23 protein-coding genes are annotated in these 26,573 nt (G+C 72.6%); 11 read left to right on the top strand and 12 right to left on the bottom strand.

Annotated features, from left to right (window positions below):
* The first annotated feature begins 21 nt into the window (after positions 1-21).
* The 4 genes from OIE67_RS24395 to OIE67_RS24380 all read left to right on the top strand — a co-directional run bounded on the left by OIE67_RS24395 (position 22) and on the right by OIE67_RS24380 (position 5,474).
* Complete coding sequence (locus OIE67_RS24395) at positions 22-1,104, top strand: NAD(P)-binding domain-containing protein (protein WP_326644106.1); 1,083 nt, start codon at positions 22-24, stop codon at positions 1,102-1,104.
* 236 nt (positions 1,105-1,340) lie between these two features.
* Entirely contained in the window at positions 1,341-3,017 is a 1,677-nt protein-coding gene (locus OIE67_RS24390) for a serine/threonine-protein kinase (protein ID WP_326644104.1), read from the top strand.
* 112 nt (positions 3,018-3,129) lie between these two features.
* Entirely contained in the window at positions 3,130-4,140 is a 1,011-nt protein-coding gene (locus tag OIE67_RS24385; RefSeq protein ID WP_326644103.1) for a coiled-coil domain-containing protein, read from the top strand.
* Positions 4,141-4,733: 593 nt separating this feature from the next.
* Positions 4,734-5,474: a dienelactone hydrolase family protein gene (locus tag OIE67_RS24380; RefSeq protein ID WP_326644100.1), complete on the top strand. Its 741-nt coding sequence runs from the start codon at positions 4,734-4,736 to the stop codon at positions 5,472-5,474.
* Between the two features lie 353 nt (positions 5,475-5,827).
* Here the strand turns inward: OIE67_RS24380 and OIE67_RS24375 are convergent, their stop codons facing one another.
* The 3 genes from OIE67_RS24375 to OIE67_RS24365 all read right to left on the bottom strand — a co-directional run bounded on the left by OIE67_RS24375 (position 5,828) and on the right by OIE67_RS24365 (position 8,870).
* On the bottom strand, positions 5,828-6,304 hold the full coding sequence (locus OIE67_RS24375; protein ID WP_106237317.1) for a hypothetical protein: 477 nt from the start codon (positions 6,302-6,304) through the stop codon (positions 5,828-5,830).
* A 174-nt stretch (positions 6,305-6,478) separates the two neighbouring features.
* The gene (locus OIE67_RS24370; protein WP_326644097.1) at positions 6,479-7,969 is read right to left on the bottom strand and encodes a sugar ABC transporter ATP-binding protein; all 1,491 of its coding nucleotides are present in this window, start codon (positions 7,967-7,969) and stop codon (positions 6,479-6,481) included.
* A gap of 100 nt (positions 7,970-8,069) precedes the next feature.
* Positions 8,070-8,870 carry a DeoR/GlpR family DNA-binding transcription regulator gene (locus tag OIE67_RS24365; RefSeq protein ID WP_326644095.1) on the bottom strand — a complete coding sequence of 267 codons (801 nt, stop codon included), beginning with the start codon at positions 8,868-8,870 and terminating at the stop codon, positions 8,070-8,072.
* 163 nt (positions 8,871-9,033) lie between these two features.
* Here OIE67_RS24365 and OIE67_RS24360 point away from each other — a divergent pair, with 163 nt between their 5' ends.
* Genes OIE67_RS24360 through OIE67_RS24340 form a run of 5 tightly spaced genes read left to right on the top strand, consistent with a single transcriptional unit; the run spans position 9,034 to position 16,159 of the window.
* A complete protein-coding gene (locus tag OIE67_RS24360) occupies positions 9,034-11,571 on the top strand; it encodes a PA14 domain-containing protein (protein ID WP_326644093.1) in 2,538 nt (845 codons plus the stop codon).
* A gap of 60 nt (positions 11,572-11,631) precedes the next feature.
* The gene (locus tag OIE67_RS24355; protein WP_326644091.1) at positions 11,632-12,699 is read left to right on the top strand and encodes an ABC transporter substrate-binding protein; all 1,068 of its coding nucleotides are present in this window, start codon (positions 11,632-11,634) and stop codon (positions 12,697-12,699) included.
* Position 12,700: 1 nt separating this feature from the next.
* Positions 12,701-14,248 carry a sugar ABC transporter ATP-binding protein gene (locus OIE67_RS24350; protein WP_326644089.1) on the top strand — a complete coding sequence of 516 codons (1,548 nt, stop codon included), beginning with the start codon at positions 12,701-12,703 and terminating at the stop codon, positions 14,246-14,248.
* Positions 14,229-15,209 carry an ABC transporter permease gene (locus tag OIE67_RS24345; RefSeq protein WP_326644087.1) on the top strand — a complete coding sequence of 327 codons (981 nt, stop codon included), beginning with the start codon at positions 14,229-14,231 and terminating at the stop codon, positions 15,207-15,209. Before OIE67_RS24350 ends, OIE67_RS24345 begins: the two co-directional genes overlap by 20 nt.
* Positions 15,206-16,159 (top strand): ABC transporter permease, encoded by a 954-nt coding sequence (locus OIE67_RS24340; protein ID WP_326644085.1) that lies wholly within the window; start codon positions 15,206-15,208, stop codon positions 16,157-16,159. Before OIE67_RS24345 ends, OIE67_RS24340 begins: the two co-directional genes overlap by 4 nt.
* A gap of 142 nt (positions 16,160-16,301) precedes the next feature.
* On the opposite strand, the gene OIE67_RS24335 is transcribed toward OIE67_RS24340, so the two are convergent.
* From OIE67_RS24335 to OIE67_RS24320, 4 genes are all read right to left on the bottom strand, one after another.
* Complete coding sequence (locus tag OIE67_RS24335; protein ID WP_326644083.1) at positions 16,302-16,529, bottom strand: hypothetical protein; 228 nt, start codon at positions 16,527-16,529, stop codon at positions 16,302-16,304.
* A gap of 167 nt (positions 16,530-16,696) precedes the next feature.
* Positions 16,697-17,644 (bottom strand): pirin family protein, encoded by a 948-nt coding sequence (locus OIE67_RS24330; protein WP_326644080.1) that lies wholly within the window; start codon positions 17,642-17,644, stop codon positions 16,697-16,699.
* A 41-nt stretch (positions 17,645-17,685) separates the two neighbouring features.
* The gene (locus tag OIE67_RS24325; RefSeq protein WP_326644078.1) at positions 17,686-18,807 is read right to left on the bottom strand and encodes an MBL fold metallo-hydrolase; all 1,122 of its coding nucleotides are present in this window, start codon (positions 18,805-18,807) and stop codon (positions 17,686-17,688) included.
* A gap of 85 nt (positions 18,808-18,892) precedes the next feature.
* Positions 18,893-19,678 (bottom strand): oxidoreductase, encoded by a 786-nt coding sequence (locus tag OIE67_RS24320; protein WP_326644076.1) that lies wholly within the window; start codon positions 19,676-19,678, stop codon positions 18,893-18,895.
* Between the two features lie 112 nt (positions 19,679-19,790).
* Between OIE67_RS24320 and OIE67_RS24315 the strand changes: the two genes are divergently transcribed.
* Entirely contained in the window at positions 19,791-20,360 is a 570-nt protein-coding gene (locus OIE67_RS24315) for a TetR/AcrR family transcriptional regulator (protein WP_326644074.1), read from the top strand.
* Positions 20,361-20,387: 27 nt separating this feature from the next.
* Here the strand turns inward: OIE67_RS24315 and OIE67_RS24310 are convergent, their stop codons facing one another.
* A complete protein-coding gene (locus OIE67_RS24310) occupies positions 20,388-21,101 on the bottom strand; it encodes a DUF3152 domain-containing protein (RefSeq protein WP_326644072.1) in 714 nt (237 codons plus the stop codon).
* Positions 21,102-21,202: 101 nt separating this feature from the next.
* Positions 21,203-22,486: an NAD(P)/FAD-dependent oxidoreductase gene (locus OIE67_RS24305; protein ID WP_326644070.1), complete on the bottom strand. Its 1,284-nt coding sequence runs from the start codon at positions 22,484-22,486 to the stop codon at positions 21,203-21,205.
* 266 nt (positions 22,487-22,752) lie between these two features.
* Between OIE67_RS24305 and OIE67_RS24300 the strand changes: the two genes are divergently transcribed.
* Positions 22,753-23,631: a hypothetical protein gene (locus tag OIE67_RS24300; RefSeq protein ID WP_326644067.1), complete on the top strand. Its 879-nt coding sequence runs from the start codon at positions 22,753-22,755 to the stop codon at positions 23,629-23,631.
* 35 nt (positions 23,632-23,666) lie between these two features.
* Here the strand turns inward: OIE67_RS24300 and OIE67_RS24295 are convergent, their stop codons facing one another.
* The 3 genes from OIE67_RS24295 to OIE67_RS24285 form a co-directional block, all read right to left on the bottom strand.
* Entirely contained in the window at positions 23,667-24,224 is a 558-nt protein-coding gene (locus OIE67_RS24295) for a dihydrofolate reductase family protein (protein ID WP_326644065.1), read from the bottom strand.
* A gap of 78 nt (positions 24,225-24,302) precedes the next feature.
* Positions 24,303-25,226: a sigma-70 family RNA polymerase sigma factor gene (locus OIE67_RS24290; RefSeq protein ID WP_326644063.1), complete on the bottom strand. Its 924-nt coding sequence runs from the start codon at positions 25,224-25,226 to the stop codon at positions 24,303-24,305.
* Positions 25,227-25,636: 410 nt separating this feature from the next.
* Entirely contained in the window at positions 25,637-26,551 is a 915-nt protein-coding gene (locus OIE67_RS24285; protein ID WP_326644061.1) for a zinc metalloprotease, read from the bottom strand.
* Positions 26,552-26,573: the final 22 nt, after the last annotated feature.

The raw sequence follows: 26,573 nt of genomic DNA, 5'->3' as shown, positions 1-26,573 counted from the left end.
GGGAAGAGGCGGCGGGGCGGTGTGGTTGCACCGACCGTGGAGCACAGCAGCGAGGTCGTGGTGATCGGCGCCGGGCAGGCGGGCCTGTCCAGCGCGTACTTCCTGCGCCGGTTCGGGTTCGAGCCGGTCGTCCTCGACGCGGCCGAAGGGCCGGGAGGGGCGTGGCGGCACCGCTCGCCCTCGCTGACCATGGACAAGGTGCACGGCGTCTTCGACCTGCCCGGCGTGCCCAGGACGCCCGGCTCCGACGGCGGGCGTCCCGCCGCCGAGGCGGTGCCGGCCTACTACGCCGGCTACGAGCGCGAGATCGGGCTGGACGTCGTGCGCCCGGCCAAGGTCACCGCCGTCGGCCACCTGGACGCCGGCCGGCTGCTGGTCGAGTCGGACGCGGGGCGGTGGGCCGCCCGCGCGGTCGTCAACGCCACCGGCACCTGGACGCGCCCGTACTGGCCCTACTATCCCGGCGCGGCCGATTTCGCGGGCCGGCAGCTCCACTACGCCGGCTACCGGGGACCGGCCGGGTTCGCGGGGCGGCGCGTGGTCGTGGTGGGCGGCGGGGCGTCGGCGATGCACGTGCTGTCCGAGATCGCCGGCGTGGCCGCCGCGACCGCCTGGGTCACCCGGCGGCCGCCCGTCTTCAGGGACGACGACTTCGGCGAGGAGGCCAGGCGGGAGGCCGTGGCCATGGTCGAGGAGCGCGTGCGCGCCGGGCTGCCGCCGCAGAGCGTCGTCGGGGTGACCGGGCTGACCTACAGCGTCGTCGTCCGCGAGGCGCTGGCGAAGGGCGCTCTCGACCGGCTGCCGATGTTCGGCCGCATCGTGGCGGACGGGGTGGTCTGGGACGACGGCACGTACGTGGCGGCCGACACGATCGTCTGGGCCACCGGCTTCCGCTCCGCGCTCGACCACCTCGCCCCGCTCAAGCTGAGGGAGCCGGGCGGCGGCATCCGGGTGGACGGCACGCAGGTGATCAGGGAACCCCGGCTCCAGCTCGTCGGTTACGGCCCCTCGGCCAGCACCACCGGCGCCAACCGAGCCGGCCGCACGGCCGCCCGCAACGTCCGGAACCTCCTGACCGCCCGCCCGCTCCGCCCCGCCGCCTGACCCCGCTCACCTCCTCCGCCCCGCCGCCTGACCTCCGCCCGCCCGCTCAGGCCCGCCCCCTCCCCTCGGACCCGCCCTCCTGACCCGGTCTCGCGGACCCGGATCTCCTATGGATCATCGTGGGATACCGATTCCGGCATGTCCGGCGGCCGCTCCCGCGAAGGGGTCGACACCCGGTGTGACGCGGGGATAACGTCCTGACATCAGGATCTTTATCCGGTCAGGAGGTCCCCATCATGGAGGTTCCCGGCTACACGGAGATCCGGGAACTCGGTCATGGCGGGACCGGCCGGGTCATGCTCGCCGTGCGCGATTCCGACGGGCTGGCCGTCGCGGTCAAGCACCTGTCCGCCCCGCTGCGCCAGGACGCCGGCTTCGTGGCCCGCTTCCGCGCCGAAGCCCTGCTCATCAAGGAGATCGACAGCCCGCACACCGCCCGGGTGCTCGACTACGTCGAATCCGGCGACGACGCCGTCATCGTGATGGAGCTGGTCGACGGCGTCACGCTGCGGCGATTACTGGCGGACGAGGGCGCGACCGGGCCCGAGGCGGCGCTGGTGGTGCTCAAGGGGGCGCTGCTCGGGCTGGCGGAGGCGCACCGGCACGGGGTCGTGCACCGCGACTTCAAGCCGGAGAACGTGATGATCACGCAGGACGGCGACAGCAAGCTCGTCGACTTCGGCGTGGCCGCCCGCTTCGGGGAGAACGCCGAGCTGGCGGGGACGCCGCCGTACATGGCGCCCGAGCAGTGGGACGACGCCCCGGCCGGGGCCGCGACCGACGTGTACGCCGCCGCCCTGGTCTTCTACGAGTGCCTGACCGGCCACCGCGCCTTCCACGGCGAGAACGTCGCCGCCCTCGCCTACCAGCACCAGCACGTGCCGCCGCCGCTGGAGGACGTCGAGGAGCCGCTGCGCCCGCTGCTCGCGCACGGCCTGGCCAAGGACCCTTCGGCGCGGCCCGAGTCGGCGCAGGCGTTCCTGGCCAGGCTGGAGGAGACGGCGCGGGAGGCGTACGGGGAGGAGTGGGAGCGGCGCGGACGGGCCGGGCTCGGGATCCTGCTCCTGCCGCTGGCCGCCCTGCTGCCCGATGCCCGGGCGGCGGCCGGCGGCGCGGGAAGCGGGGTGGAAGGTGACGGCGGCACGGCCACGAGCCTCGCGCAGAGCACGCTCTCGCCCGCGGGCAAGCTGGCGATGACCGGCGGGCTGGTGGTGGTCACGGCCGCGGCCGTGGTGTCGGCGTTCGTGATCCTCGGGGACGGCCCGGGGCCGGGGACCGGCAGCGCCCTGCCGCCCGCCACGTCGGCTCCGCCGTTCACCGCCGCGCCCACCGCGTCCTCCGCGCCGGAGTCCGGCGCGCCGGAGCCGACGGAACCGGCCGCCTCCGATCCGGCCACCCCCGACTTCACCCCCGGCCGCACCTCGGGCCCCACGCCGGCCGATCCGCCGTCCGAGGCGGGACCCACCACGGGCGGGCCGGTCGCGACCCCGCCGCCGGCCACCCGGCCGACCAGCCGGCCCACGCGCACCCGTACGAGCCGCCCCACCGCCACCCGGGAGCCCACCCGCGAGCCGACGCGGTCCAGCCCGCCCACCAGGACCCCCACGACACCGCCGGCGACACCGCCCGTCACGCCGCCCCCTGACGACGATCCGCCGGGCAACGGCGACGAGCCGCCCGAGCCTCCCGCGACGAACCCGCCCGGCCGCGAGCCGCTGATCTCCCTGTCGGTCAGCGTGTCACTCGGCCTGCCGGTGCTCGGCGGCGAGGGTGACGGGTTGGTGGACGCCGACGTCGGGCTCGGCCTGGGCACCAGCTTGCTGGGATTCCTCGTGGTGCCCGGCTCGGTGCTGCTCGGACGGCAGATCGTGGTCCGCAGAACGCGCAAAGGACGCGATACCGGAAAATCGTGATTGCATGCCGGAACGTGTGATCTCTACTATCGTGCGTCGAATAGAGGGCGGCCCCCGGCCCGAATAGCACGTGACCGGAACCTGCCCTGCGTGCCCCAGGGTAAGGAGAAGAGTGGCGGTTGCGTCCTCTGCCGACCGGCTGCGCGCCCCGGCCCGTACGACCCTCGCCTGTCTCACCCTGGTGCTGCTGCTCGCGGCGGCCCCAGAGCGGGCGGCTTCAGCACAGGCGGCCCCCAAGCCCACCGCCAAGCAGCTGAAGAAGGAACTGGCCGAGCTGCAGAAGGACTCGGACAAGCTCATCGCCGACTACTACGAGAGCCGCGTCGCCGGGCAGAAGGCGGAGCGGGCGGAGAAGGCGGCGCGCGAGAAGCTGTCCGCCGCCCAGGAGGTCTACGACCGCCAGTCCACCGAACTGCGGGCCATGGCCCTCGCCAAGTACATCGGCGGCGATCCCGGCACGGCCGGCCTGCTCACCTCCGAGGGTGACCCGTCGGCGCTGCTCGCCCGGATGGCGCTGGCCCAGCACATGATCGACCTCCAGGACGCCAGGCTGAGCGGCTACGCCCGGGTACGCGACGATCGCCGTCAGGCCGAGCAGGACGCCGCCGCCCGTACCGAGGAACTCCAGGCGAGCACCGAGGAACTGGAGAAGCGCAAGAAGAAGGCCGAGAAGCAGATCGAGAAGATCAAGGACCGGATCGACCTGCTCTACACCGCCCCGGGGGTGCGCCGCCCCGACGGCACCTGGGTGCCCCAGCTGCCCGCCGGGACGGACAACGTCACACCCCGCATGCGGCTGGTCAAGGAGCTCATCCAGCAGCGCTTCCAGGTGCCGTACGGGATCGGGTGCTACCGGGCGATCCAGGACGGCGGCGAGCATCCGCTCGGGCGTGCCTGCGACTTCATGCTGAGCCGCGGCGGCGCGTTGCCGTCGGGCGCCGAGCTGAAACGCGGCGAGGAGATCGCCGCCTGGGCGATCAAGAACGCCAGGCGGCTCGGCATCATGTACATCATCTACCGGCAGCGCATCTGGCACACCCGCACGGGCGGCTGGCGGACGATGTCCGACCGCGGCGGCACCACCGCCAACCACTACGACCACCCGCACATCTCGGTGTACTGAGGTGCACGGCCGTCTCACCACGAGAACCCCTGGTCATGGGCAGCCGTGCGCTACTCGCCTCCGTCCCCGCCGCCGTCACCGAATCCCCCTGAGCCGCTCCCACCCCGGTCATATCCAGCGCCTCCGTCGCGGTAGGCACTCCGGCCGTGGCCGCCGCCTCCGTCTGGAGGGTCGCGCATGATGAGCGCGATGAGCAGGTAGGTGAAGAAGCCTGCGACCGAGATGGCCCAGAGTCCGTCCGCGTCCCGGGTGAGCGATAAAAAGAGGGCGAAAGCTCCCAAAGCCGTCAGGATGACTTTCGTATGCGGACGCACCACGACCTCCTGGTCTCCGGAGAACCTCACCCTTTCTCGTGAGGCATGACGAAGTCAACGCACCCTGTGGAGATCATCTCCTCGTACGGGCCGGCCTGGATCCGACGGCGATCCTGCCGCCGTGGCTCACCTCGCCCGGCTCGCGTGCGTCGCGGCGCGGGATACGGTGGGCGCGTCGGCATCGTGCTTCTCCGCCGGCTTCCTGCGCCGCGTCGCCGTGCCCGCATGATGACGGCGTCCGGGCGTGCTTGATGAGTCCTCTTTGCCAGGGAGTGCGAAATGATGATCGAGATTCCCGTTCCCGACGGCACGGCGGAAGCCTGGCTGGCCCGTCCCGACGACTCCGCCGAGCACCCGGGCGTGCTGTTCATCATCGACGCGATCGGGCTGCGTCCCAGGATCCACGAGATGGCCGACCGGATCGCGAGCTGGGGTTACGTCGTGCTCGCGCCCAACATCTTCTACCGCGAGGGCACCGCCGCGGAGACCTCGCCGACGGGTGACCTGCGGCTGCCCGGGGAGCGGGAGAAGTTCTTCGCGACCGTCGGGCCGCGGATCGGCTCGCTGACGACCGAGCGGGTGACGGCCGACAACGCGAGCTACCTGGCCGCGCTGCGGGCCCAGGACGGCGTGTCCGCCGGGCCGGTGGGAGTGACCGGCTACTGCATGGGGGCGCGGCTGGCCATCCGGGCGGCCGGCGCCCACCCCGCCGAGGTCGGCGCCGTCGGCGGCTTCCACGGCGGCGGCCTGGCCACCGACGCGCCCGACAGCCCGCACCTGAGCCTGGCCACGGCCCGCGCCGAGTTCGTCTTCGGTCACGCCGACAACGACCCGTCCATGGACCCGGAGGCCGTCGAGAGGCTCGGACGGGCGCTCAAGGACGCCGGCCTGACCGCCGCCAACGAGGTGTACGCCGGAGCGCCGCACGGCTACTCGATGTCGGACACGTCGATGTACGACGAGGCCGCCTGCGAACGCCACTTCACCACCCTGCGCGCCCTCTTCGCCCGCGCACTCTGACGACTCGGGCTGTACAAGCCGCCCGGCAGGCTGAACGCCCGGCGGGTCGGCCTGCGCGGTGATCCGGTCGGGTCGAGGACGGGGCCTGATCGCGATTCGGCCCAGGGCAGGACCAGCTCTGGGGCCTGGTCGCGCCTGACCCAGGGCAGGGCCGCTGGTCGTGGACCGGTCTCCGCCGCCTCATGCCGGGGTCATGGCTGGGCTTCGGGCTGGGGGAGGAGGCCCGGTTTCCGTCGGGTCCGGCGGGGCTCACGGTTGGTGGGCCCGGTCCGGGTCTTCGTCAGCTCGGTGGGGCTCATGGCTGGTGGGCACGGTCCGGGTCTTCGTCAGCTCAGGAGGGCCCCTGACCGGGCTCACGGCTGGGAGAGTTCGGCGTCGAGGCGGGTGAAGGTGGCGCCCTGGGTGGTGGCGCGGGCGCCGAGGACGTGGCCGTCGCACATGGTCGTCACCGTGCCTGCCCGGTCCGTCACCTTCCAGGTGACCCGCTCCTGGCACGGCTGACCGCGCCGGTCGCGTTCCCAGGTGCGGCCGCACACGCGGCAGGTCGTGACGTTGACGCTGTACGACAGGGTGTTGCCGTGCTCGGGGCACACGCCCCACGGGATGCCGCACCGGCGCTCCAGCAGGGAGCGGATCCTGGCCAGGTCGCCGGCCGCGCGCTGGAGGTCCTCGCCGCCCCGGTCCAGCCAGCCGGCGGCGTGCCGGGCGGCTTGGAGGGGATCGCGTTCGGCCGCCGCCGCAGGGGCGCTGTCGCACAGCGCCCGCACCTCGGTGGCCAGCGCCTCGGCACGGGCGGCCAGGTCGCGCAGCTGCTGCGGACTGATGCTCATGAGATGCTCCCCTCGGGCCGGGGCCGCCACGGCGGCGGGGGCGGGCCGGTCGTACCGGACCGTATGAGGTGATCTTATGCGCCGACGGACCTCTTCGCGGCGATCGGCGGGTCCGGTGCCGATCAGTCCTGCGCGAGGACGTACGGGAAGCGTCGGTGACTGGTGGCGGGCGGGTCAGTCCTTGGCGAGGGCGGACAGGAGGCGGTCTTCGGTGACCTCGGGGCCGGTCAGTTGTTCGGTGATCGCCCCGTCCCTGAGCACCACCACGCTGTCGCAGTTCTCCACCAGCTCGGACACGTCCGACGAGATCAGCAGGATGGCCAGCCCGTCCACGGCCAGCTCGTCCAGCAGCGCCTGCATCTCCAGCTTGGTCGCCACGTCCACCCCCCGGGTCGGCTCGTCCAGCAGCAGGACCTTGGGGTGCATGGCCAGCCAGCGGGCCAGCAGCACCTTCTGCTGGTTGCCGCCCGACAGCTCGCCGGCCGGCTGCCTGGGGGAGACGGCCTTGATGCCCAGCCGCCGCATGAACGTGGCCACGATGTTGTCGACCTGCGCGTCCGACACGATCCCCGCCCGCGACAGCCGGGGCAGGGCGGCCAGGGCGATGTTGTCGCGTACCGACAGAGTGGGCACGATGCCCTCGGTCTTCCTGTTCTCCGGCACGAGCCCGACCCCGGCGCGTACGGCGCTCCTGATCGACCACTTACGCGCGTGCGCCCCGGCCACGGTCACCTGGCCGGCGTCCACGGGGAGCACGCCGGCGATGGCGCGGGCCGTCTCGCTGCGGCCGGCGCCGAGCAGGCCGCCGAGCCCGACGACCTCGCCCGCGCGCATCTCCAGCGACACCCCGTCCAGGACGTGGTGGCGGGTCAGGCCCTTGGCCTCCAGGACGGGCACGTCGCCGGGCACGCCGGGCTCGCCGTGCTGGGCGGCGGGCTCCACGGGGTGGAAGGGCCGGCCCAGCATGAGCGAGACCAGCCGCAGCCGGTCGAGCCCGGCCAGCGGGCCCGTGTGCACGACCCTGCCCTCGCGCAGCACCGTGACGCGGTCGCAGATCCCGTACAGCTCCTCCAGGCGGTGGGTGACGTAGATGACCGAGCGGTCCTGCTCACGCAGCGTGGTCACGGCCGCGAACAGGGTCTCCAGCTCGGCGTGGTCGAGCGCCGTGGTGGGCTCGTCCATGATGACCAGGCGGGCGTCCGCCGAGGCGGCCCTGGCCAGGGCGACGATCTGGCGCGCGCCCTCGCCCAGCGACCCGAGCGGGCGGCGCACGTCCACGTCGAGCCCGTACGCGGCCAGTGTCTCCTCGGCGCGGGCGTGCACGGCGGCGGCGTCGATCAGCCCGAGCCGCCCCCTGGGCTCCCTGCCCAGCAGCAGGTTGCGGGCCACGCTCATCGTCGGTACGAGGTTCGTCTCCTGATGGATCGTGGCGATCCCGGCCCGCCTGGCGTCGGCCGGACCGGCGAACCTGACCGGCTCCCCGAGCAGGCGCAGCTCGCCCGCGTCCGGCTGGTGGACGCCGGACAGCACCTTGACCAGGGTCGACTTGCCGGCGCCGTTGCCGCCCACGAGGGCGTGCACCTCTCCCGCGCGCACGGACATGGTGACGTGGTCGAGGGCGGTGACACCCTGGAACGCCTTGAGAACGCCAGCGACCTGCAGCACGGTTGCCTCCGCCTCGATGGTGGTCGAGGTAGGAAACGTTATAGTAACGGGCCTGTCACATTCGATCAGATCCGGGCGTAAGAAAAAAGGGGGAATCGGGCTAGATCTCGGCGATGTGCAGCCGGACACCGCGCGCGCTCAGGTCGTCGAGCACGTCGCGGGGCGCGGCGTCGTCGGTGACCAGGTGGTCGATCCGGTCCGGCGCGACCGTCTGCACCATCGTGTCGACGCCGATCTTGGTGTGGTCGGCCAGCACCACGACCTCCTCCGCCGCCCCGGCCAGCGCCCGGTCGACGCCGGCGACCTGCATGTTGGGCGTGGACAGGCCGCGCTCGGCGGTCAGGCCGTTGCCGGAGATGAAGGCCCGGCGCACCCGCAGCCCGGCCAGGGAGTGCTCGGCCGCGCTGCCGACCAGGGCCAGGATCGAGCCGCGCAGCGTGCCGCCGGTCAGCATCACCTCCACCCGCGGCGAGGCGGACAGCACCTGCGCGACCAGCAGCGAGTTGGTCACCACGGCCAGCTCGGCGTGCCTGGTCAGACGGCGGGCGAACTCCTGGGTGGTGGTGCCTGGGCCGACCACGATGGCGTCGCCGTCCTCGACGAGGGCGCCGGCCAGGTCGGCGATGGCGGCCTTCTCGGCCGACTCGAGTGACACCTTCTGCGTGTAGCCGGCCTCGCGGGACAACTCGCCCGGCAGCGTCGCGCCGCCGTGGTGGCGGTTGAGCAGGCCCTCCGACTCCAGCGCGCGCAGGTCGCGGCGGACGGTCACCTCGGAGGAGTGCACGGCCTGGGCCAGCTCCCGCAGCGACACGGCGCCGTTCGCGCGCACCAGTTCGATGATGCGCTGCCGGCGTTCAGCGGCGAACACGGGCCTGCGTCCGTCACTCTGCGTGTCGCTCACGTCCCGATCATAGTCGACAGGCCAAGTGAAGTTCACCTCTGACCGAACGCGAACGAATTTGATCGGAAATCTTGACCGGCTCGGTCCGCTGATGCTTACTTTGGAGCGTGTCAGGGTCAAAAGCTGTCCGAACCTGATCGGCGCCTTCCGAAAGGAACTCCCCGTGCGTAAGCGCCTCGCATTGCTGCTGTCCGTGCTGATGTGCTTGTTATGGCAGACGCCGGCCCCCGCCTCGGCCGGATCCGCGGCCCTTCCCGAGCGGAACGGGCTGCGCGGCGACTACTACCTCGCCTCGGCGGCGGGCCAGTTCGACTTCGCCGAGCTCAAGGCGAGCATCATCGACCCGAACCTCGAGATGGCCGACCTCAACCCCACGTTCCAGCTGCTGACCGGCAGGGAGGATGACGTCACCGTCAGGTGGACGGGGCAGATCACGCCGAAGTACTCCGAGACCTACACCTTCTCCATCATCGGCGACAACGGCTTCCGCCTGTGGGTGGACGGTCAGCCGATCATCGACCACTGGGTGGACGACTGGGACCTGGAGCAGACCGGCACCCCGATCGCCCTGGAGGCGGGCAGGAAGTACGACGTCAAGGTCGAGTACTTCGAGCACTACGGCGGCGCCAACCTGCGCCTGCGCTGGCAGAGCCCGAGCCAGCCGAAGGCGATCGTGCCGGCGGAGGCGTTCACCGTGCCGGCCGACTTCCAGCCGGACGGCCCGTACGACGCCAGGCTGAACGCGGCCGGCGACGTCGCGACGCTCACCTACGCCAAGCCCCTGGCCCCGCTGCCCGCCGACGCGGCGGCGAAGCTGGGGTTCACGGTCGGCGCGGCCTCCTGGCCGGTAACCTCCGCAATCCAGAAAAGTCCTGAAGTAGTCGAGCTGAAGCTGAAATATCCGGTCCCGTCCAAGGCGGGCAGCACCGTCCGCACCTCCTACGACGGCAACGGCGGCATCACCTACGCCGACGGCACCCCGCTGGCCGCCTACCCCTTCGCGCACGTGGTCAACGTCTCCACCTACGTGCTCAAGACCCGGTGGGCCGACGACGTGAACCCGGCCGACCCGCTGCCCGAGTACCCCAGGCCGCAGCTCGTCAGGGACCGCTGGCGCAGCCTCAACGGCACCTGGGAGTTCGCCCCGGCCAAGGAGGGCGAGGCCGCGCCGTTCGGCCGGCGGCTGGCCGAGCGCATCGTGGTCCCGTACCCGGTGGAGTCGCAGCTGTCCGGCATCGGCCGGCACGAGGAGCGCATGTGGTACCGCCGCACGTTCGAGGTGCCTCGCTCCTGGAAGGGTGAGCGGCTGCTGCTGCACCTGGACGCCGTCGACTGGGACGCGGCGATCTACGTCAACGGCAAGCAGGTGGCCACCCACAAGGGCGGCTACGACCGGATCAGTGTGGACGTGACCGCGGCGCTCAAGCGCTCGGGCCCGCAGGAGCTCGTTGTCGGCGTCTACGACCCCACCGACGAGGGCGCCCAGGCCATCGGCAAGCAGCGGCTCAACCCGGGCAGCATCTGGTACACCGCCGTGTCCGGCATCTGGCAGACCGTCTGGATCGAGCCGGTCGGCAAGGACCGCATCGACCGCGTGGACACCACCCCCGACCTGCGCGGCCAGTCCCTGTACGTCACCGTCCACGGCTCGAAGGGCACCGCCACGGTGACCGCCAGGGACGGCCGCAGAGTCGTCGGCACCGTCCGCGGCCAGGTCGGCAAGGAGCTGCGCCTGCCGGTGCGCAACCCCAAGCTGTGGACCCCGGACGACCCGCACCTGTACGACCTGGAGGTCAAACTCAAGTCGGACAGGGGGGAGGACAGGGTGGAGTCGTACTTCGGGATGCGCTCCATCACGCTCTCCGGCAACCGCATGCTGCTCAACGGGCAGCCGGTCTTCCAGATCGGCCCGCTCGACCAGGGCTTCTGGCCGGACGGCATCTACACGCCACCCACCGACGAGGCCCTGCGCTACGACCTCGAGCAGACCAAGGCGCTCGGCTTCAACGCCGTGCGCAAGCACGTCAAGGTGGAGTCCGACCGCTGGTACCACTACGCCGACAAGCTCGGCCTGCTGGTCTGGCAGGACATGCCCGCCGCCTTCCGCACCACCGACAGGCCGCAGTTCGAGGCCGAGCTGCGCGAGCTGGTGGACCAGCACCGCAGCAGCCCGTCGATCGTGATGTGGGTGCCGTTCAACGAGGGCTGGGGCCAGTACGACCAGGCCCGCGTCGCCGACCTGGTCAAGAGCTGGGACCCGAGTCGCCTGGTGAACAACATGAGCGGCGTCAACTGCTGCGGCGCGGTCGACGGCGGCAACGGCGACGTCAAGGACTTCCACATCTACCCGGGCCCCGGCAACCCCGGCAAACCCGAAGGCACCAGGGCGAACGTCATCGGCGAGTACGGCGGCCTGGCCCTGCCCGTGGTCGGCCACACCTGGTCCGGCGGCGGCTGGGGCTACGCGGTCGAGCCCGACCCCGAGGCTCTCACCGACCGCTACGTGAACATGATCGGGGAACTCAAGCGGCTGCACGCCTGCGAGCAGCTCAGCGCCGCGATCTACACCCAGACGACCGACGTCGAGACCGAGATCAACGGCCTCATGACGTACGACAGGGCGATCACCAAGCCCGACGTCAAGCGCGTCCACGACGCCCACAAGGCGCTGACGGGCGCGATCAACCCCACCTGCACCTGATCCACCGGCGCCCGGGCCCGCTGCGGCCCGGGCGCCGCACCTGATAGGAAAGGATCCGCGATGACCCCCCATCTCCGGACAGCCACGCTGGCCCTGGCCGTGCTCCTCACCGCGGCCGGCTGCGCCAAGGCCGAAGAGCCGCAGAGCGCGCCCGCCGCCGCCGGCTCGGCCGGCCGGCAGGTCGTCCAGACGCCTTCGGGCACGGCCGGCCCGACGTGCACGCTGGAGCAGTTCGGCGGCACGAAGTTCGACCTCAAGACGGCCACGGTGGGCTTCTCCCAGTCGGAGAAGGAGGCCAACCCGTTCCGCATCGCGGAGACCAAGTCGATCAAGGACGAGGCCGCCAAGCTCGGCATCACCGACCTCAAGGTCACCAACGCGCAGTCGCAGTTCTCCAAGCAGATCACCGACGTGCAGCAGCTCATCGCCCAGGGCGTCAAGCTGCTGGTCATCGCGCCGCTCAACTCCGACGGCTGGGAGCCGGTGCTGCAGCAGGCCGCCGCGAAGAAGATCCCCATCATCACGGTCGACCGCAAGATCAACGCCAAGGCGTGCAGCGACTACCTGACGTTCATCGGCTCCGACTTCTACGAGCAGGGCAAGCGCGCCGCCGACCGCATGATCGACGCCCTGGGCGGCAAGGGCAAGGTCGCCATCCTCCTCGGCGCTCCCGGCAACAACGTCACCACCGAGCGGACGAACGGGTTCAAGGACCGGGTCAAGGAGAAGGCCCCCGAGATCACGATCTCGTTCGAGCAGACCGGTGAGTTCGCCCGCGAGAAGGGACAGCAGGTCACCGAGCAGCTCATCCAGTCCAACCCCGACATCAACGGCATCTACGCCGAGAACGACGAGATGGCGCTGGGCGCGGTCACCGCGCTGAAGGGCGCGGGCAAGGAGCCGGGCGACATCAAGATCGTCTCGGTGGACGGCACCCGCAGCGCCGTCCAGGGCATCGCCGACGGCTGGCTGCACGCGGTCATCGAGTCCAACCCGCGCTTCGGCCCGCTCGCGTTCGAGACCGCGCAGAAGTTCCTGAACGGCGAGGCCATCCCCGACAAGGTGATCATCTCCGACCGCGACTACGACACGGGCAACGCCAAGGACTCCCTCGGTGAGGCGTACTGAGTTGGAAGCGGTTCTCGAGGCAAGAGGCGTCAGCAAGCGCTTCCCCGGCGTGCTCGCCCTCGACGGCGTGTCCCTCGCCCTGCGTCCGGGCGAGGTGCACGCGCTCGTCGGCGAGAACGGCGCGGGCAAGTCCACCCTGATCAAGGTCTTCACCGGCGTGTACCAGCCGGACGGGGGCGAGCTGCGCTACCAGGGAGGGCCCGCCGCCTTCGGCACCCCCCTGGAGGCGCAGCGCGCCGGGATCTCCACCATTTACCAGGAGGTCAACCTCGTCCCCATGATGTCGGTGGCCCGCAACCTGCTGCTCGGCCGCGAGCCGCGCGGCAGGTTCGGGGTGATCGACGCGGCCGCCATGTACGGCGAGGCCGAACGCGTCCTGTCCGGCTACGGCGTGGACACCGACGTGCGCCGCCCGCTGCGCACGCTCGGCGTCGGCGCGCAGCAGATGGTCGCGCTCGCCCGCGCCGTGTCGGTGGACGCCCGGGTCGTCATCATGGACGAGCCCACCTCCTCGCTGGAGCCGCGCGAGGTCGAGACCCTGTTCGGGGTGATCAGGCGGCTGCGCGACAGCGGCATCGCGGTCATGTACGTCAGCCACCGCCTCGACGAGCTCTACCGCGTCTGCGACCAGGTGACCGTGCTGCGCGACGGGCGCCTCGCGCACACCGGGCCGCTGGCCGGGCTGGAACGGCTCAGGCTCATCTCGCTGATGCTCGGCCGCGACCAGAACGAGGTCCGCACCGAGGGCCTGACCAGCTTCTCCCGCGAGCACGCCGAAGGAGACGAGCGGGGATCGGGCAACGGCGCTCCCGTGGTGGAGGCCAGGGGACTGACCCGGCGGCACGTGCTCGACGGGGTGGACGTCAGCGTCAAACCGGGCGAGGTCGTCGGGCTCGGCGGGCTGCTGGGCGCGGGCCGTACCGAGACCGCCAAGGCCATCGTCGGCGCGCTGCCGCTGGACGGCGGGCAGGTGCTCGTGGCCGGGGCGCCGCTGCGGGCCGGCTCCACCTCGGCCGCGATCAGGGCGGGCGTCAGCCTGCTGCCCGAGGACCGCAAGGCCGAGGGCATCATCCCCACCCTGTCCGTCCGCGAGAACATCGCCCTGGCCGCCCTGCCCTCCATGGGCCGGGCGGGCGTGGTGTCCGAGGCGAAGATCGACCGGATCGTCGAGATCTTCATGCGGAGGCTGAGGATCAAGGCCGCCTCGCCGCACCAGCTCGTCTCCGAGCTGTCCGGCGGCAACCAGCAGAAGGTGCTGCTGGCCCGCTGGCTCGCCGTACGGCCCAAGGTGCTGCTGCTGGACGAGCCCACCCGCGGCATCGACGTCGGCGCCAAGGCCGAGGTGCAGGCGCTGATCGACGAGCTGGCGCGGGAAGGGCTGGGCGTGCTGCTGATCTCCTCCGACCTGGAGGAGCTGGTCGAGGGGGCCGACAGGATCCTCGTGCTGCGCGAGGGCGCGGTCGTCGGTGAGCTGTCGGGTGACGAGGTGACCGAGGAGAGAATCATGGCGACGATCGCGGAGCAGTCCGATGGCCGAGCTGACGCATGACCGGGGCGGCCCGCGGGGCCGCGTCGCCGTGCTCAAGCCGCAGGTGTTCGCCTGGGTGCAGGACTACGGCGTGTACGCCGCCGTGCTGGCGCTGCTGCTGTTCAACGTGCTGTTCACCCCCCACTTCCTCGACGCCTCCAACTTCCGCACCCAGCTCGTCCAGGTGACCCCGATCGTCATCGTCTCGCTCGGCATGGCGCTGGTGATCGGCACCCAGGGCATCGATCTGTCGGTCGGCTCGGTGATGGCGCTGGCCGCCGCGCTCGTCGTGCTCTACCTCGGGTACGGCTGGCTGCCCGCCCTGGTCGTGGCCGTGATCGGCGGTGCGGTCGTCGGGGCCGCGGGGGGAGCGCTGGTCGCCTACGTCGGGGTGCAGCCGATCGTGGCCACACTGGCGCTGCTGGTCGGCGTCCGCGGCCTGGCCAACGTCCTGGTGCCGCAGCTGGTCGAGTTCCGCAACCCCGACCTGATCGCCCTGGGCAGCAGCTCCGTGGCCGGGATCCCGGTGATCGTGCTCATCGCGGCGGCGCTGACCGTGATCGTGCTGTTCGTGGTGCGGCGCACCACCTTCGGCCGGCAGGTGGTCGCCATCGGCGGCAACCGCTCGGCCAGCGAGCTGTCCGGCCTGCCGGTCAAGCGGGTGCTGCTGCTCGTGTACGTGATCTCCGGCCTGCTCGCCGCCCTGGCCGGCGTACTGGCCACCGCCCGGCTGCAGGCCAGCGACCCGACCTCGCTCGGCATGTTCATCGAACTGTCGGCGATCACCGCCGTCGTCGTCGGCGGCACCCCGCTGACCGGCGGCCGGATCAGGGTGCTCAGCACCGTCATGGGCGCGCTGCTCATGCAGCTCCTCGCGGCCACGCTGATCAAGCACAACCTGCCGCAGTCGTGGACCCAGATGGTCCAGGCGGTCATCATCCTGGCCGCCGTCTACGCCACCAGGAAGCGGGAGACCCGATGAACCGCGAGCAGCTCAGCCGGACGCTGCAACAGCACGGCGCCGTCATGGTGCTGGGCACGCTGGTGATCGTCGGCAGCCTGGCCTTCGACTCCTTCGCCACGCCGGCGAACGCCGCCAGCGTGGTCGTCTCCTCCTCGTTCCTGGCGATCATCGCGATCGGCATGACGTTCGTGATCGTCAGTGGCGGGATCGACCTGTCCGTGGGGTCGCTGTTCGTCCTCGGCGGGGTGCTGGCGGCGTACGGGTCGCAGTACGGCATGCTCGTCGCGCTGCTGCTGCCGCTCGCGGCCTGCGGGGTCGTCGGCCTGCTGCAGGGACTGGTGATCGCGCGCACCGGCATGGCCCCGTTCATCGTGACCCTCGCCGGGCTGCTCGGCGTGCGCGGCCTGATGCTGGCGATCTCGGACGAGGGCGCGACCACGTACCTCGTCAAGGACCGCTCCTTCGCCGCACTCGGCCAGGGCGAGATCCTCGGCCTGTCCTACCCCGTCTACATCACCGCCGTCCTCGCCCTGGCCGCGATGGTGCTGCTGCAACGCACCGGCTTCGGCCAGAACGTCTACGCCATCGGCGGCAACGAGCAGGCCGCCGCCCTGATGGGCGTCCCCGTCGCCCGGACGAAGGTGTACGTGTACGTCATGTCCGCCCTGCTGGCCGGCCTGGCGGGCGCGCTGAACGCCGCCCGGCTCTCCTCCGGGGTGACGATCCTCGGCATCGGCCTCGAACTGGACGCCATCGCCGCCGTCGTCATCGGCGGCACCCTGCTGACCGGCGGCGCCGGCGGCATCACCGGGTCGGTGGCGGGCGTGCTGCTGCTCGGCGTCATCCAGAGCCTGATCAACCAGGTCGGCAACCTGACGTCGGCGTTCCAGCAGGTGGTCAGCGGGCTGTTCCTGGCGCTCGTAGTGGTCGCGCAACGGCTGCTGAGCAAGGCGCAGCGGCTGACCTGAGCCTCCGGTGTCCCCGGCCCCTCCCGGGGACACCGGATCGTCACGGCCGGAGGCGGGATCCGGCGCTCAGAAACTGACCGCCCGTCGCGACCGATCACCCGCGATCACGGTGTGGGCGGTCGCGGGCTTGTCTCGGCTGCGGTCAGCCGCTCGCTCGGCTCGGTGCAGCGGGAGCGGGCCGGAGCCAGACCGCCGAGGACCGCGCCGGCCAGCCGATGATCACGCCGCCGAGCGCCACCGATGCGGCCACGCCGGCCCAGATCCGCGCAGGGGTACCGAGGAAGGTATCGACACCCTGGCCCGCGCATTCCGCCGGCGTCGTACAGACGGGCGAGACCACCTGTGCGGCAAGGGCGACCAGGACAGACATGGAGGATCCCCTCGGCCGGACGATGGGTGCCAGCGGCGTGGGCGTCGCGGTGACTCGGCCTAGGTCGGCCGAGGCACCGGTGAGGAGCGCGAGCGCCTGGGCGGAGGTTTCTCGCGGGCGGCAACCGGAGGATCACGGCATGAAGGACCGCGCCGTGTCGTCGTCGGTCAGCGCACCCGGCCGCGCGGCTTGAGGCGGGTGCCGGGCAGGACGGGCGCGGGGAGCGGGGCGCCGTCGAAGCCCTCGACGGCGCCGAACCCCTCGCCCTCCGCCCACTCCTTGCGGAACGCGGCGATCTCGTCGTGGGAGCGCCCGACGAAGTTCCACCACATGACCAGTTCCTCCCCGAACGGCTCACCGCCGATCAGCAGCACCCGCCCGCGCCCCGACAACCGCACCGCCGCCCGCCCCGGCGGCAGGTACACCAGCGGCCCGTACTTCAGCGGCCCGTACTCCGACGGCCCGGGCCCCACCAGGGCCGCCTCGCCGTCGAGCAGCAGCAGCCCGTGCTCGTACGCCGGATCCAGCGGCACCTCGCCCGTGCCGTCCACGGCCACCTCGGCCCCGACCAGCGGGCTGTAGGCGGTCGCGGGTGAGGTCACCCCGCCCAGCGAGCCCATGACGACCGTCGCCGCGAAGCCGGGGCCCGACAGCACGGGCAGGTCCGGATGGTGCTCGAAGCCCGGCCCGGTGTGCCGGTGCGCGTCGGGCAGCGCCACCCAGAGCTGCACCCCGTGCAGCACGGTCTCCGGCGACTCCTCCGAGTGGGAGATGCCGCGGCCCGCGGTCATGAGGTTGAGCTGCCCGGGGCGGATCTCCTGCAGCGTGCCCAGGCTGTCGCGGTGCAGCACCTCGCCGGCGACCAGCCAGCTCACCGTCTGCAGGCCGGTGTGCGGGTGCGGCGGCACGCGCATGGTGGCCCGCTGCGGCCCGTACGCGTCCACGAAGCACCACGCGCCGATCATCCGCCTGTGGGCGCCGGGCAGGGTCCTGCGTACGGTCATCGCACGCGGCCCGCCCAGCGGCACCTCGCGTCCGGTCAGCACCTCGGCGCCCTCGCCCGTGCCGGTGGTGGCGCAGCGGATCTCCCGCGGGTCACGCTCCAGGTTGCTCACGCCCCGACTTTACGTTCCCGAGGCCATGGCGGAGCCCGCCGTCAGCTGAGCATCTCCCACCAGCCCTCGACCGCCGGGACGGCCGAGACGTCGACGGCCTCGCCCGGCCGCGGGACGGCGATGCGCACGTCGCGGGCCTTGGCCTCGCGCCACAGCCGGTCCACCGGCTCGCCCCACGGATGCAGGGCCAGCGTGAACGTGGCCCAGTGCACCGGCAGCAGCACGCCGCCGCCCAGGTCGAGGTGGGCCTGGACGGCCTGCTCCGGGTCCATGTGGATGTCCGGCCAGGACGGGCTGTACGCGCCGATCGGCATCAGCGTCAGGTCGAACGGCCCGTGCGCCGAGCCGATGCCCCGGTAGCCCTCGAAGTAGCCGGAGTCGCCCGCGTAGAACACCCGCCTGGCCGCGCCGATGACCACCCACGAGCCCCACAGCGTGTCGTTGCGGGTGAAGGAGCGGCCGGAGAAGTGGCGGGCCGCCGTGGCCACGAACCGCAGCCCCGCGACCTCGGTCTCCTCGTTCCAGTCCAGCTCGATGATCCGGAACGCCGGCACGCCCCACCGCTCCAGGTGCGCCCCGATGCCCAGCGGCACCAGGAACGGGGCCTTCTGCGTGCGGGTCAGCCTGAGCACCGTGGTCCGGTCGAGGTGGTCGTAGTGGTCGTGCGAGATCGCGATCGCGTCCACCTCGGGCAGCTCCTGCAACTCCACCGGAACCGGGTGGTGCCGCTTGGGGCCGACGAACTGCGAAGGGGAGGGCCGCCTGCTCCACACCGGGTCGAACAGCACCCGCCGGCCCTCGATCTCCACCAGCGTGGAGGCGTGGCCGTACCAGACGGCGCGCACCCCGTCGGCGGGCGGCGGGTCGGCGGGCGGGATCCGCAGCGGGACGGGCCCGGCCGGATGGCGCTGGCTCCTGTCCTTGGCCAGCTCGCCGAGCAGCCCGACGGGCGGCGCGGTCATCAGGGCCGCGCCCTCGGGCATCGAGTTCACGAACGTGCCGTCCCTGAACTGCGGCGAGTGCCGCATCCTCGTCGCCCGTTCCGGTCCCGACGCCAGCGGCCGCACGCCCAGCTCGGCGGGCAGATCGCGCAGCGCCCACCCGGCCGCGGCGAGGACCGCGCCGCCCGCGAGGATCCGCCGTGCCGTCCGCATCCCTGCCATAGCCCACTCTCCCCTGCAAGCTTCTTCGTCCCGCTCAGCGGGCGGGACTCCCCGGTGTTCCCTATCTACGATATATCGCGATAGGTCAGACGGTTTTCACCGCACCGCCGTCGATGAGGAAGTCGGCCCCCGTGACGCTCGCGGCATGCGGCGACGCCAGCCATGTCACGAGCGAGGCGACCTCTTCCGGCTCGACGAACCTACCGGTCGTCATTCCGGTGCCCGACGGCAGCCCCGCCAGGAACGAATCGAGGTCCACGCCGTGGGCGGCGGCCAGCGCGGCGCCGTACCTGCCGGAGCCCTCCCACAGCGAGGTGCGGGTGGCGCCCGGCGAGACCGTGGTGACCCGCACCCCCTGCGGGCCGAACTCCTCGGCCAGCGCCTTGCTCAGCGCGGTCAGCGCCGCCTTGGCCGTCGCGTAGTGGACCGGCCCGCCGCTCGGCACGTGCGCGCTGGTGGAGGAGATGTTGATCACGGTGCCGCGCCGCCGGATCAGGCTCGGGACGGCGGCGCGGGTGGCGCGTACGGCGCTGAGGAAGTTCAGGTCGTAGAACTGCCGCCACTGCTCGTCGCTCAGGCTCAGGAACCCGAACGCCTCGTCGCTCGCGTCGCCGCCGCCCACGTTGTTGACCAGCAGGTCGATCTCGCCCAGCTCGGACAGCGCCCGGTCGATCACCGCGCCGGGGCCGGCGGCGGCGGACAGGTCGGCCGTGATCGGCACGGCGCCGGTCTCCTTCAGTTCGGGGGTGATCGTCCGGGCGGCGGCGACGACCCGCACGCCCTCGCCGGTCAGCGCCTTGACGACGGCCAGGCCGATGCCCCTGCTCGCGCCGGTGACGACGGCGGTCCTGCCACTGAGTCCCATGTCCATGGTGGTACGTCCTTCCGCTATGTGCGTCAGTTGCGATGCGTCGAACATACGACTTGCAACACGGATGATGCAAGTCTGCGAGAAAGGGTGACCGTGGAGTATCCTTCGAGGCATGAGTGGGACGACCCGGGCGCTGCGGTCCGACGCCGAGCGGACGGTGCGCACGATCCTGGAGGCGGCCGAGCGCGTGCTCAGCAGAAACCCGGCGGCCAGCATGGAGCAGATCGCCGAGGCCGCCGGAGTGGCGCGCACGACCGTGCACCGGCGCTTCGCCTCCAGGGAGGCGCTGGTGGAGGCCATGGCGAGATGGGCCACCCAGAACTTCGCCGAGGCCGTCGACGCGGCCTCCCCCGAGAGCGCGCCGCCGCTCGTCGCGCTCTACCAGGTCACGGCCAACGTGCTCCGGGTCAAGATCGACTGGGGTTTCACGATGCGGGTCATGGACGCCGACCCCGAGGCGGGCCGGGTGCACGCGGACATCTCGGAGCGCTGCGACCGGCTGCTGATCAGGGCCAGGGACGCCGGCGTGCTGCGGGCCGACGCCGATCTCGACTGGACCAAGCGGGTCTTCTACGCGCTGCTCCACGAGGCCGCCGCGTACCGTGACGAGGACCCCGACGCGCTGGCCACCCGGGTGGTGGACACCCTGCTCAGGGGCGCCGGCACCGGCCGCGGCCTGTAGCCGGCGCTCGGCCGGGACGCGAGATGGTCAGCGCTCGTCCGGGATGCGGTGGGGGTGGGGCCACGGGTTGGGGCGGCAGCGGCCCAGCGACTTCGACTGCTGCGTCATGACGGGGGCCAGGCGGCCGGGCCCCGGGCAGTGGCGGTGGTGGTGGCCCAGGCCGTGGCCGACTTCGTGGCTGATCAGGTAGCGGCGGTAGGCGGTCAGGTCGCCGTCGTACTGCGGCACTCCCTCGGCCCAGCGCAGGGCGTTGATGACCGAGCGGCGGCCGTTCCAGCAGGACAGCTCGCCTCCCGTGCGCAGCGGCAGGCACTGCCGGATCGTCATGCGCGGGCTGGACAGGGCGACGCGGACGCGTACCGGGCCCGAGTCGACCCGCTCGAACCTGGCCCAGCCGCGTACGTCGTTGAGCGTGCGGTGCACCTCGGCGGCGAAGCCGGCCGGGTCGAAAGGGAGCCCCCGCTCGACCTCGACGAGATACCGCACCACCGCCCCCCGGCCCGGCCTCGCGGGCGCGCCACCGCGCACGACCACGTAACGGCCGGACGCGGAGTGCGGCACCCGCACCCGCTCGGGCACGCCGGGCGCGAGCGGCTTCGGCGTGACACCGGCCGGCGGGGTGGGCGGTGGCGCGGGTGTTCCCGATGCGGCGCCCGGCGGTCCGGGGGCGGACGGTTCCGGGGTGCAGGCGGTGGCCGCCACGAGCAGCACCAGGAGCAGCGGAAGTACGAGCGGCGGCACGGCAGCCTCCCCACGAAGTCGCGGTGGGGAGGTATCCGATCTTACGTCGCTGCTTGTCGCCCTTGATGGTCAGGGGTGCCGGTCGTCCCTGGTTGTCGGATTTAGCGCGTGTTGGGGGCGTAGGGCGTGATGTCGATCGGCGGGGTGTCACCCAGCGCGAGCGTCGCGGCGATCCGGCCGGTGAACGGGCCCGCCGTCAGCCCGTACGCGCTCAGCCCCGTCGCCACCACCACGCGCCCGGTCAGCGGGCCGATGAGCGCCGGGCCCGGCGCGTACACCGGGCGCAGGCCGACCCTCGTCTCCGTGACCGTCGCGTTGAACAGCCCGGGCGCCACCCGCAGACCCGCCCTGATCACCTCGTCCAGCCCGCCCATCGTGACCCGCGGGGCGAAACCCACGTCCTCGACGGTCGCGCCGATCACGACCCGGGAGCCGGGGAAGCCCAGCAGGTACGGGCCCATCCTGGGCAGGATGATCGGCCACCACGCGGTGTCCACGCCCTCCAGGGTCGCGTGCAGGATCTGACCCCGCCTGGGGAAGACCGGCAGCTCCACGCCCAGGGGCCGGCACACCTCACCGGTCCACGCGCCCGCGGCGACGATCACCGCGTCGGCGTCCAGCGGCACCGCCTCGCCGCTCAACGGCCGCTGGACGCCGGCGGGCCCGCCCGTGACGGGCCCGGACGGCGCGGCCTGCCGCCACGACGCCCCCTGCCCGCCGCCGTGCTCCCGGCTCGTCGGAGGGTACGCGGCGCCGCCGGCGGTCACGGCCGGGGTCGCGCCGGAGCCCGCCGTGCCCTCCGGCGCGAGACCCTGCTCTCCCGGCTGCGCACTGTCGTCGGGGTTATGGAGGAGGACCTGGCCGTCCGGGGTGAGGGCGGCGATGCCCGTGCGGACCTCGGCGCCCATCGAGACGGCGGCGCGCAGCAGGGCGTCGCGGACCGCGCGGCCGTCCACGCGCGCCGCGCCGGGCACCAGGATCGCGCTCAGGGTGTCCGACAGCGGCGGGAACAGTTCCGACGGGGTGGACACATCGGTGATCTCGCCCATCTCCGGCGCGCCGGGACGACGGCGGCGCAACAGCGCGCGTACCTGCTCCAGGTCGGCCGGATCCTCGGCCACCAGCAGCGCGCCCACCTTGGCGTAGCCGATGTCCTCGCCCAGTTCCTCCACCAGCCCGGGATAGTGACGGGCGCCCTCGTTGGTCAGCCGGTACCAGTCGTCGTCCTCCGGATGGTCCACCCACGGGCACACGATGCCCGCGCCCGCCCGCGTCGCATCGCCCTGGTACCCGCCGTCCACCACGGTCACCGCCGTACCCCGGCGGCTCAGGTGGTAGGCCGCGCCGGCCCCGACGATGCCGCTTCCGATCACCACAACACGCATGGTCACAATGATCGCAGCCGAGGTGACCTGGGCCGATGAGCGGATCCGTCCCTTGTCATGCGGATACCCCGCCACGGCCTTCTCCGTGCCTGGACACCCTCACCGGAAGATCGCCACCGGAAGATCGCCGCCAGAGCCCGGGCGCGGTCCGGATGAGGTTGGTGCCAGGGACCGAGCGAGGTCCGTGTGAGGCGCGGGTCAGGGGTCGTGCGAGGAGCGGCGCGAGGTCTGTCCGGCTCGGCTCCCGCGGGTCTAATGTCAGGCGCATGAGCGTCGAGGTCACCCGGATCGACCTGCCGTGTCCCGTTCGCGCGGCCGCGTCCGACGGGACGACCGTCTGGTGTGCGGTGGCCGGCGGTGTGCGCGCCTACACCGCCGGCGGCTCTCCGCTCGGAGAGGGCGATCCCGGGCCTGAGCTGCGGTCGCTGGCCGCCGTGCCGGGGACGGTGACCGGGCCCGCCGGCGTTCCCGGGATGCTGGCGGAGACCGTGATCATGCCCAGGTCGTTCGCGGGGGCCTCACTGTCGGGGCCGCTGCCGGAGGGGACGCTGGCCGGTACGTCCCGCGACCGCCTCCACTGGCTCGGGCCCTCGGGCGCGCCGGACGGCGACCTGCCCTTCGACGGCCGGGTGGTGGCGGGCGGGGGGGAGATCTGGGCCGTCGGCGCCGACCTGGCCAGGCGGCTGACCGGCCCCGGCCGGCTCGGCGAGCCCGTGCGGCTGCCCGCCCTCGACGCGTGCGCGGCCGAGGGGGAGCGGCTGTGGTGGACGTCCAGGCGGGACACGGTCCTGCGGGGCGGCCCGAAGGAGGTCGAGCTCGGACGGGACCGGCGCGGCGCGATGGTCGTGTGCGCGGGCTCGTTATGGATCAGTGTCACCGGCGGGCTGTTACGCGTGTCCGCCTGGTCGGGGGAGCCGGGCCGGCTCGTGGCGGCGCCGGAGGGACCGGTGCCGTTCCTCGTCTGCGCCAACGGCGTCCTCACCGGCGGCGCCCGCGACCTGTTCACCCTCGCCCCGGCGGCCGGCGCGCCCCTGCGCGTGATCGAGCTGGGGCTGGACGTGCCGCTCGCGCTGGTGATCGCGGCGGGCAGGCACGTCTGGGCCTTCCCCGACGGCCGCCCGCAGGCGCTGATCGTGGTGACATGAGCCGAGCCCCGGCCGCTGCCCGGCGAGCGGGACCGTCAGCGGCGCTCCCGTACGTACCGGGACAGGACGGCGGCGCCGGCAGGTTCGGCCGACAGGCACTTCAGGTGGACGGGCGGCCTGCCGGAGGGGAAGAGCCGGTCGCCGGAGCCGAGGACGGTCGGGAAGGTCAGCAGCCGGTACTCGTCGATCAGGTCCTCCGCCATCAGCGCGTGGACCACGCCCGGGCTGCCGGTGACGACCACGTCCCGGGGCTCGCTCTTGACCGCGCCGGCCAGGTCGCCGTCGATGAGCCGCGAGTTGGCCCAGGCCGAGGTGTCGGTCAGCGTGCGGGAGACGACCAGCTTCGGCACGGCGTTCATCCTCGCCGAGAACGGGTCGTCACGTCCCGGCCAGAGCCGCGAGAACAGCTGCCAGGTGCCGCGTCCCAGCAGCATGATCCCGTCGTCGAGGACGCGGCCGAGCCGGAACTTGTCCCCGGCGACCGTTTCCGGGCCGTGCCGGAAGGCCCAGCCGCCGGCGGGCGTGCCGGCGGAGCCGTCCGGGTCGGACACGATTCCGTCCAGGGTGACGAACTGGATGACGATGACGCTCACGGGTGTTCCTCTCGTCGGATGCTCACCCGTACGTACCGGCGGCGACGGCCGGACTCATCGCCGCCCGTCGAGAATTCTTCAGGGAATTTCCCCGGGCAGGCCGAACGCCTGGAAGACGCCGGGATCGGCGAAGACGACGTTGCGGGCGACGCGGTCACCGGCGACCGTGACGACCTGGAGCGTGTGCAGGCGATGCCCGCCCCCGGGGCCGGGCGCGTAGGCGGCCAGCGCGGGCTGGCCGTTGGCGGTCAGGCGGCGCAGGCTCCAGGCGGTACCGCGCAGGTCGAAGACGCGCCGCATGAACAGGCCGTAGTCGCGGCGGCCCAGGAACCACAGCGGCACCGGCGGCATCTCCAGCACGGCGTCATCGGTGAGCAGCCGCACGAGCGCGGGAACGTCGGCCGCCTCGAACGCCCGCATGTAGCGCTCGATCACCTCGCGTACCTTCGGGTCGTCCGGCTCGCCGACCTGCCCGGCGCCGGTGGCCTCGCCCGCCTCGGCGAGCGTGGCGCGGGCCCGCTGCAGGGCGCTGTTGACGGCCGGGACCGAGGTGCCCAGCTGGACGGCCACCTCGGCGGCGGTGAAGTCCAGCACCTCGCGCAGCACGAGCACGGCCCGCTGCCGCGGCGGCAGCGTCTGCATCGCCGCCACCAGCGCGAGCCGCATGTCGGCCCGCACCGCCACCTCGGCCCGGGCGTCCGGGAACGGCTGCAGCCAGGGGATGTCGAAGGCGGGCGTGAGCGGCACCTGCGGGTCGTCGCCCGGCGCGCCCAGCCCGGACGGCAGCGGCCGCCGCGCGCGGCCCCGCAGCGCGGTCAGGCAGGCGTTGGTCGCGATCCGGTACAGCCAGGTCCGCAGCGAGGCGCGGCCGGGGTCGTAGCGGTCGCGGGCCTTCCACGCGCGCAGCATCGTCTCCTGCACCAGGTCCTCGGCCTCGTGGAACGAGCCCGTCATCCGGTAGCAGTAGGTCACCAGCTCGGCGCGATACGGCTCGAAATCCACCGCCCCATCATGGCCCACCCGGCGTCACCGGAACGACGCCCTGTCGCCCCCGGGGTCTCAGGGGCCCGTTCAGAGGAAGGCCGGGACCGTGCGTCCTCCGCCGTCCGGGTCTCAGGGGCCTGTCCAGAGCAGGGCCGGGACCGTGCGTCCTCCGTCGTCCGGGTCGGAGAGCACGTACACGCCGGTGAACCGTTCCCCGTCCGCGGTCAGGCGGCCCGCACGGGAGGCCGCGCATCGGGCGGTCCCGCGCGGGAGGAGCCGCGTGGATGGAGAACCACCGCCTCCGCCGTCGCGCCGAGACGGCGCCTTCCCCGTGAACGCCGGTCACGCCCAGCGCGCCGTCACGATCTCGCGCGGACGGCGGAGGGGTGGCAGTCCTCTGGTGCGCGGGCGTCCGAGCCGCGGTTGGGTCAGGCGCGGGCGCCGGTCCTGGCCTGGGAGGGCAGGAACGACGACCGCGGCCCGGCCAGCGCCGCGTCCATCCGCTCCGCCTGGCCCTTCGTGAACATGAACATGGCCGCGTCCTCGACGTAGTCCATGTAGTTCATGAACATGTCGCCGTCGGGCCCGTTGCCGCAGCTCACCTGCGGGAACGTGGGCGCGCCGCGGTTGAGGCCGGCCTGGTTGGGGGTGTCGTCGACGAAGTCGGTGCCCGAGCAGCCGTCGCCGTCGTCGCCCCAGATGTGACGCAGGTTGAACCAGTGGCCGATCTCGTGGGTGGCGGTGCGCCCCCCGTCGTACGGCGACTCCGCCGTGCCCGTGGTGCCGAACGCGCTGTGCAGGATGACGACCCCGTCGGCGTCGGCGGGACCACCGGGGAAGGCGGCGTAGCCGAGAGCGCCCCTGAGCTGGCACACCCAGATGTTGAGGTAGCGGTCGGCGGGCCAGGCGCTGGAGCCGCCCTGGTCGTCGAACTTGACCGTGTCGTCGGGAGCGAACTCCGGCACGTCGGTCCGGCGGCGCACGATCCCGTCGGTCGGCCCGCCGTCCGGGGCGGTGTCGGCCAGCTTGAACTCGAGCCTGGCGTCGGCGGCGAGCTCCCGCCACACCTCGGGCACCTTGGCCGCGTCGGGGTTGGCCCGGCGGAAGTCCTGGTTGAGCACCCTGAGCTGGCTGTCGATCTGGTCCTGGCCGATGTCCTGCTCGGGCGTGTGGTGGACGACGTGCACGACCACGGGAATGGTGACCACCTCCTCACGGCCGGCGGCGCGGGCGTTCTTCCTGGCGAAGGTGTCGTTCTCGATGGCGGCCAGGGCGATGGCGTAGCGGGGTGAGGAGGCGAGGAGTCGGTGGTGGACGGCCATGGTGGCGCAACGGTCGGTCATGGGGGCTCCCTGGGGGCGGGGG

The organism is Nonomuraea fuscirosea (assembly GCF_035917475.1).
GTDB classification, from domain to species: Bacteria; Actinomycetota; Actinomycetes; order Streptosporangiales; family Streptosporangiaceae; genus Nonomuraea; species Nonomuraea fuscirosea.
The sequence above is the reverse complement of the archived record's forward strand: the minus strand, read 5'-3'. Positions and strand labels throughout refer to the sequence as shown.

Bases quoted from the DNA above. Each gene is read 5' to 3' on its own strand.
- OIE67_RS24390 (WP_326644104.1), top strand. From the start codon at position 1,341: ATGGAGGTTCCCGGCTACACGGAGATCCGGGAACTCGGTCATGGCGGG.
- OIE67_RS24380 (WP_326644100.1), top strand. From the start codon at position 4,734: ATGATGATCGAGATTCCCGTTCCCGACGGCACGGCGGAAGCCTGGCTG.
- OIE67_RS24375 (WP_106237317.1), bottom strand. From the start codon at position 6,304: ATGAGCATCAGTCCGCAGCAGCTGCGCGACCTGGCCGCCCGTGCCGAG.
- OIE67_RS24355 (WP_326644091.1), top strand. From the start codon at position 11,632: ATGACCCCCCATCTCCGGACAGCCACGCTGGCCCTGGCCGTGCTCCTC.
- OIE67_RS24345 (WP_326644087.1), top strand. From the start codon at position 14,229: ATGGCCGAGCTGACGCATGACCGGGGCGGCCCGCGGGGCCGCGTCGCC.
- OIE67_RS24340 (WP_326644085.1), top strand. From the start codon at position 15,206: ATGAACCGCGAGCAGCTCAGCCGGACGCTGCAACAGCACGGCGCCGTC.
- OIE67_RS24335 (WP_326644083.1), bottom strand. From the start codon at position 16,529: ATGTCTGTCCTGGTCGCCCTTGCCGCACAGGTGGTCTCGCCCGTCTGT.
- OIE67_RS24325 (WP_326644078.1), bottom strand. From the start codon at position 18,807: ATGGCAGGGATGCGGACGGCACGGCGGATCCTCGCGGGCGGCGCGGTC.
- OIE67_RS24320 (WP_326644076.1), bottom strand. From the start codon at position 19,678: ATGGACATGGGACTCAGTGGCAGGACCGCCGTCGTCACCGGCGCGAGC.
- OIE67_RS24315 (WP_326644074.1), top strand. From the start codon at position 19,791: ATGAGTGGGACGACCCGGGCGCTGCGGTCCGACGCCGAGCGGACGGTG.
- OIE67_RS24305 (WP_326644070.1), bottom strand. From the start codon at position 22,486: ATGCGTGTTGTGGTGATCGGAAGCGGCATCGTCGGGGCCGGCGCGGCC.
- OIE67_RS24300 (WP_326644067.1), top strand. From the start codon at position 22,753: ATGAGCGTCGAGGTCACCCGGATCGACCTGCCGTGTCCCGTTCGCGCG.
- OIE67_RS24285 (WP_326644061.1), bottom strand. From the start codon at position 26,551: ATGACCGACCGTTGCGCCACCATGGCCGTCCACCACCGACTCCTCGCC.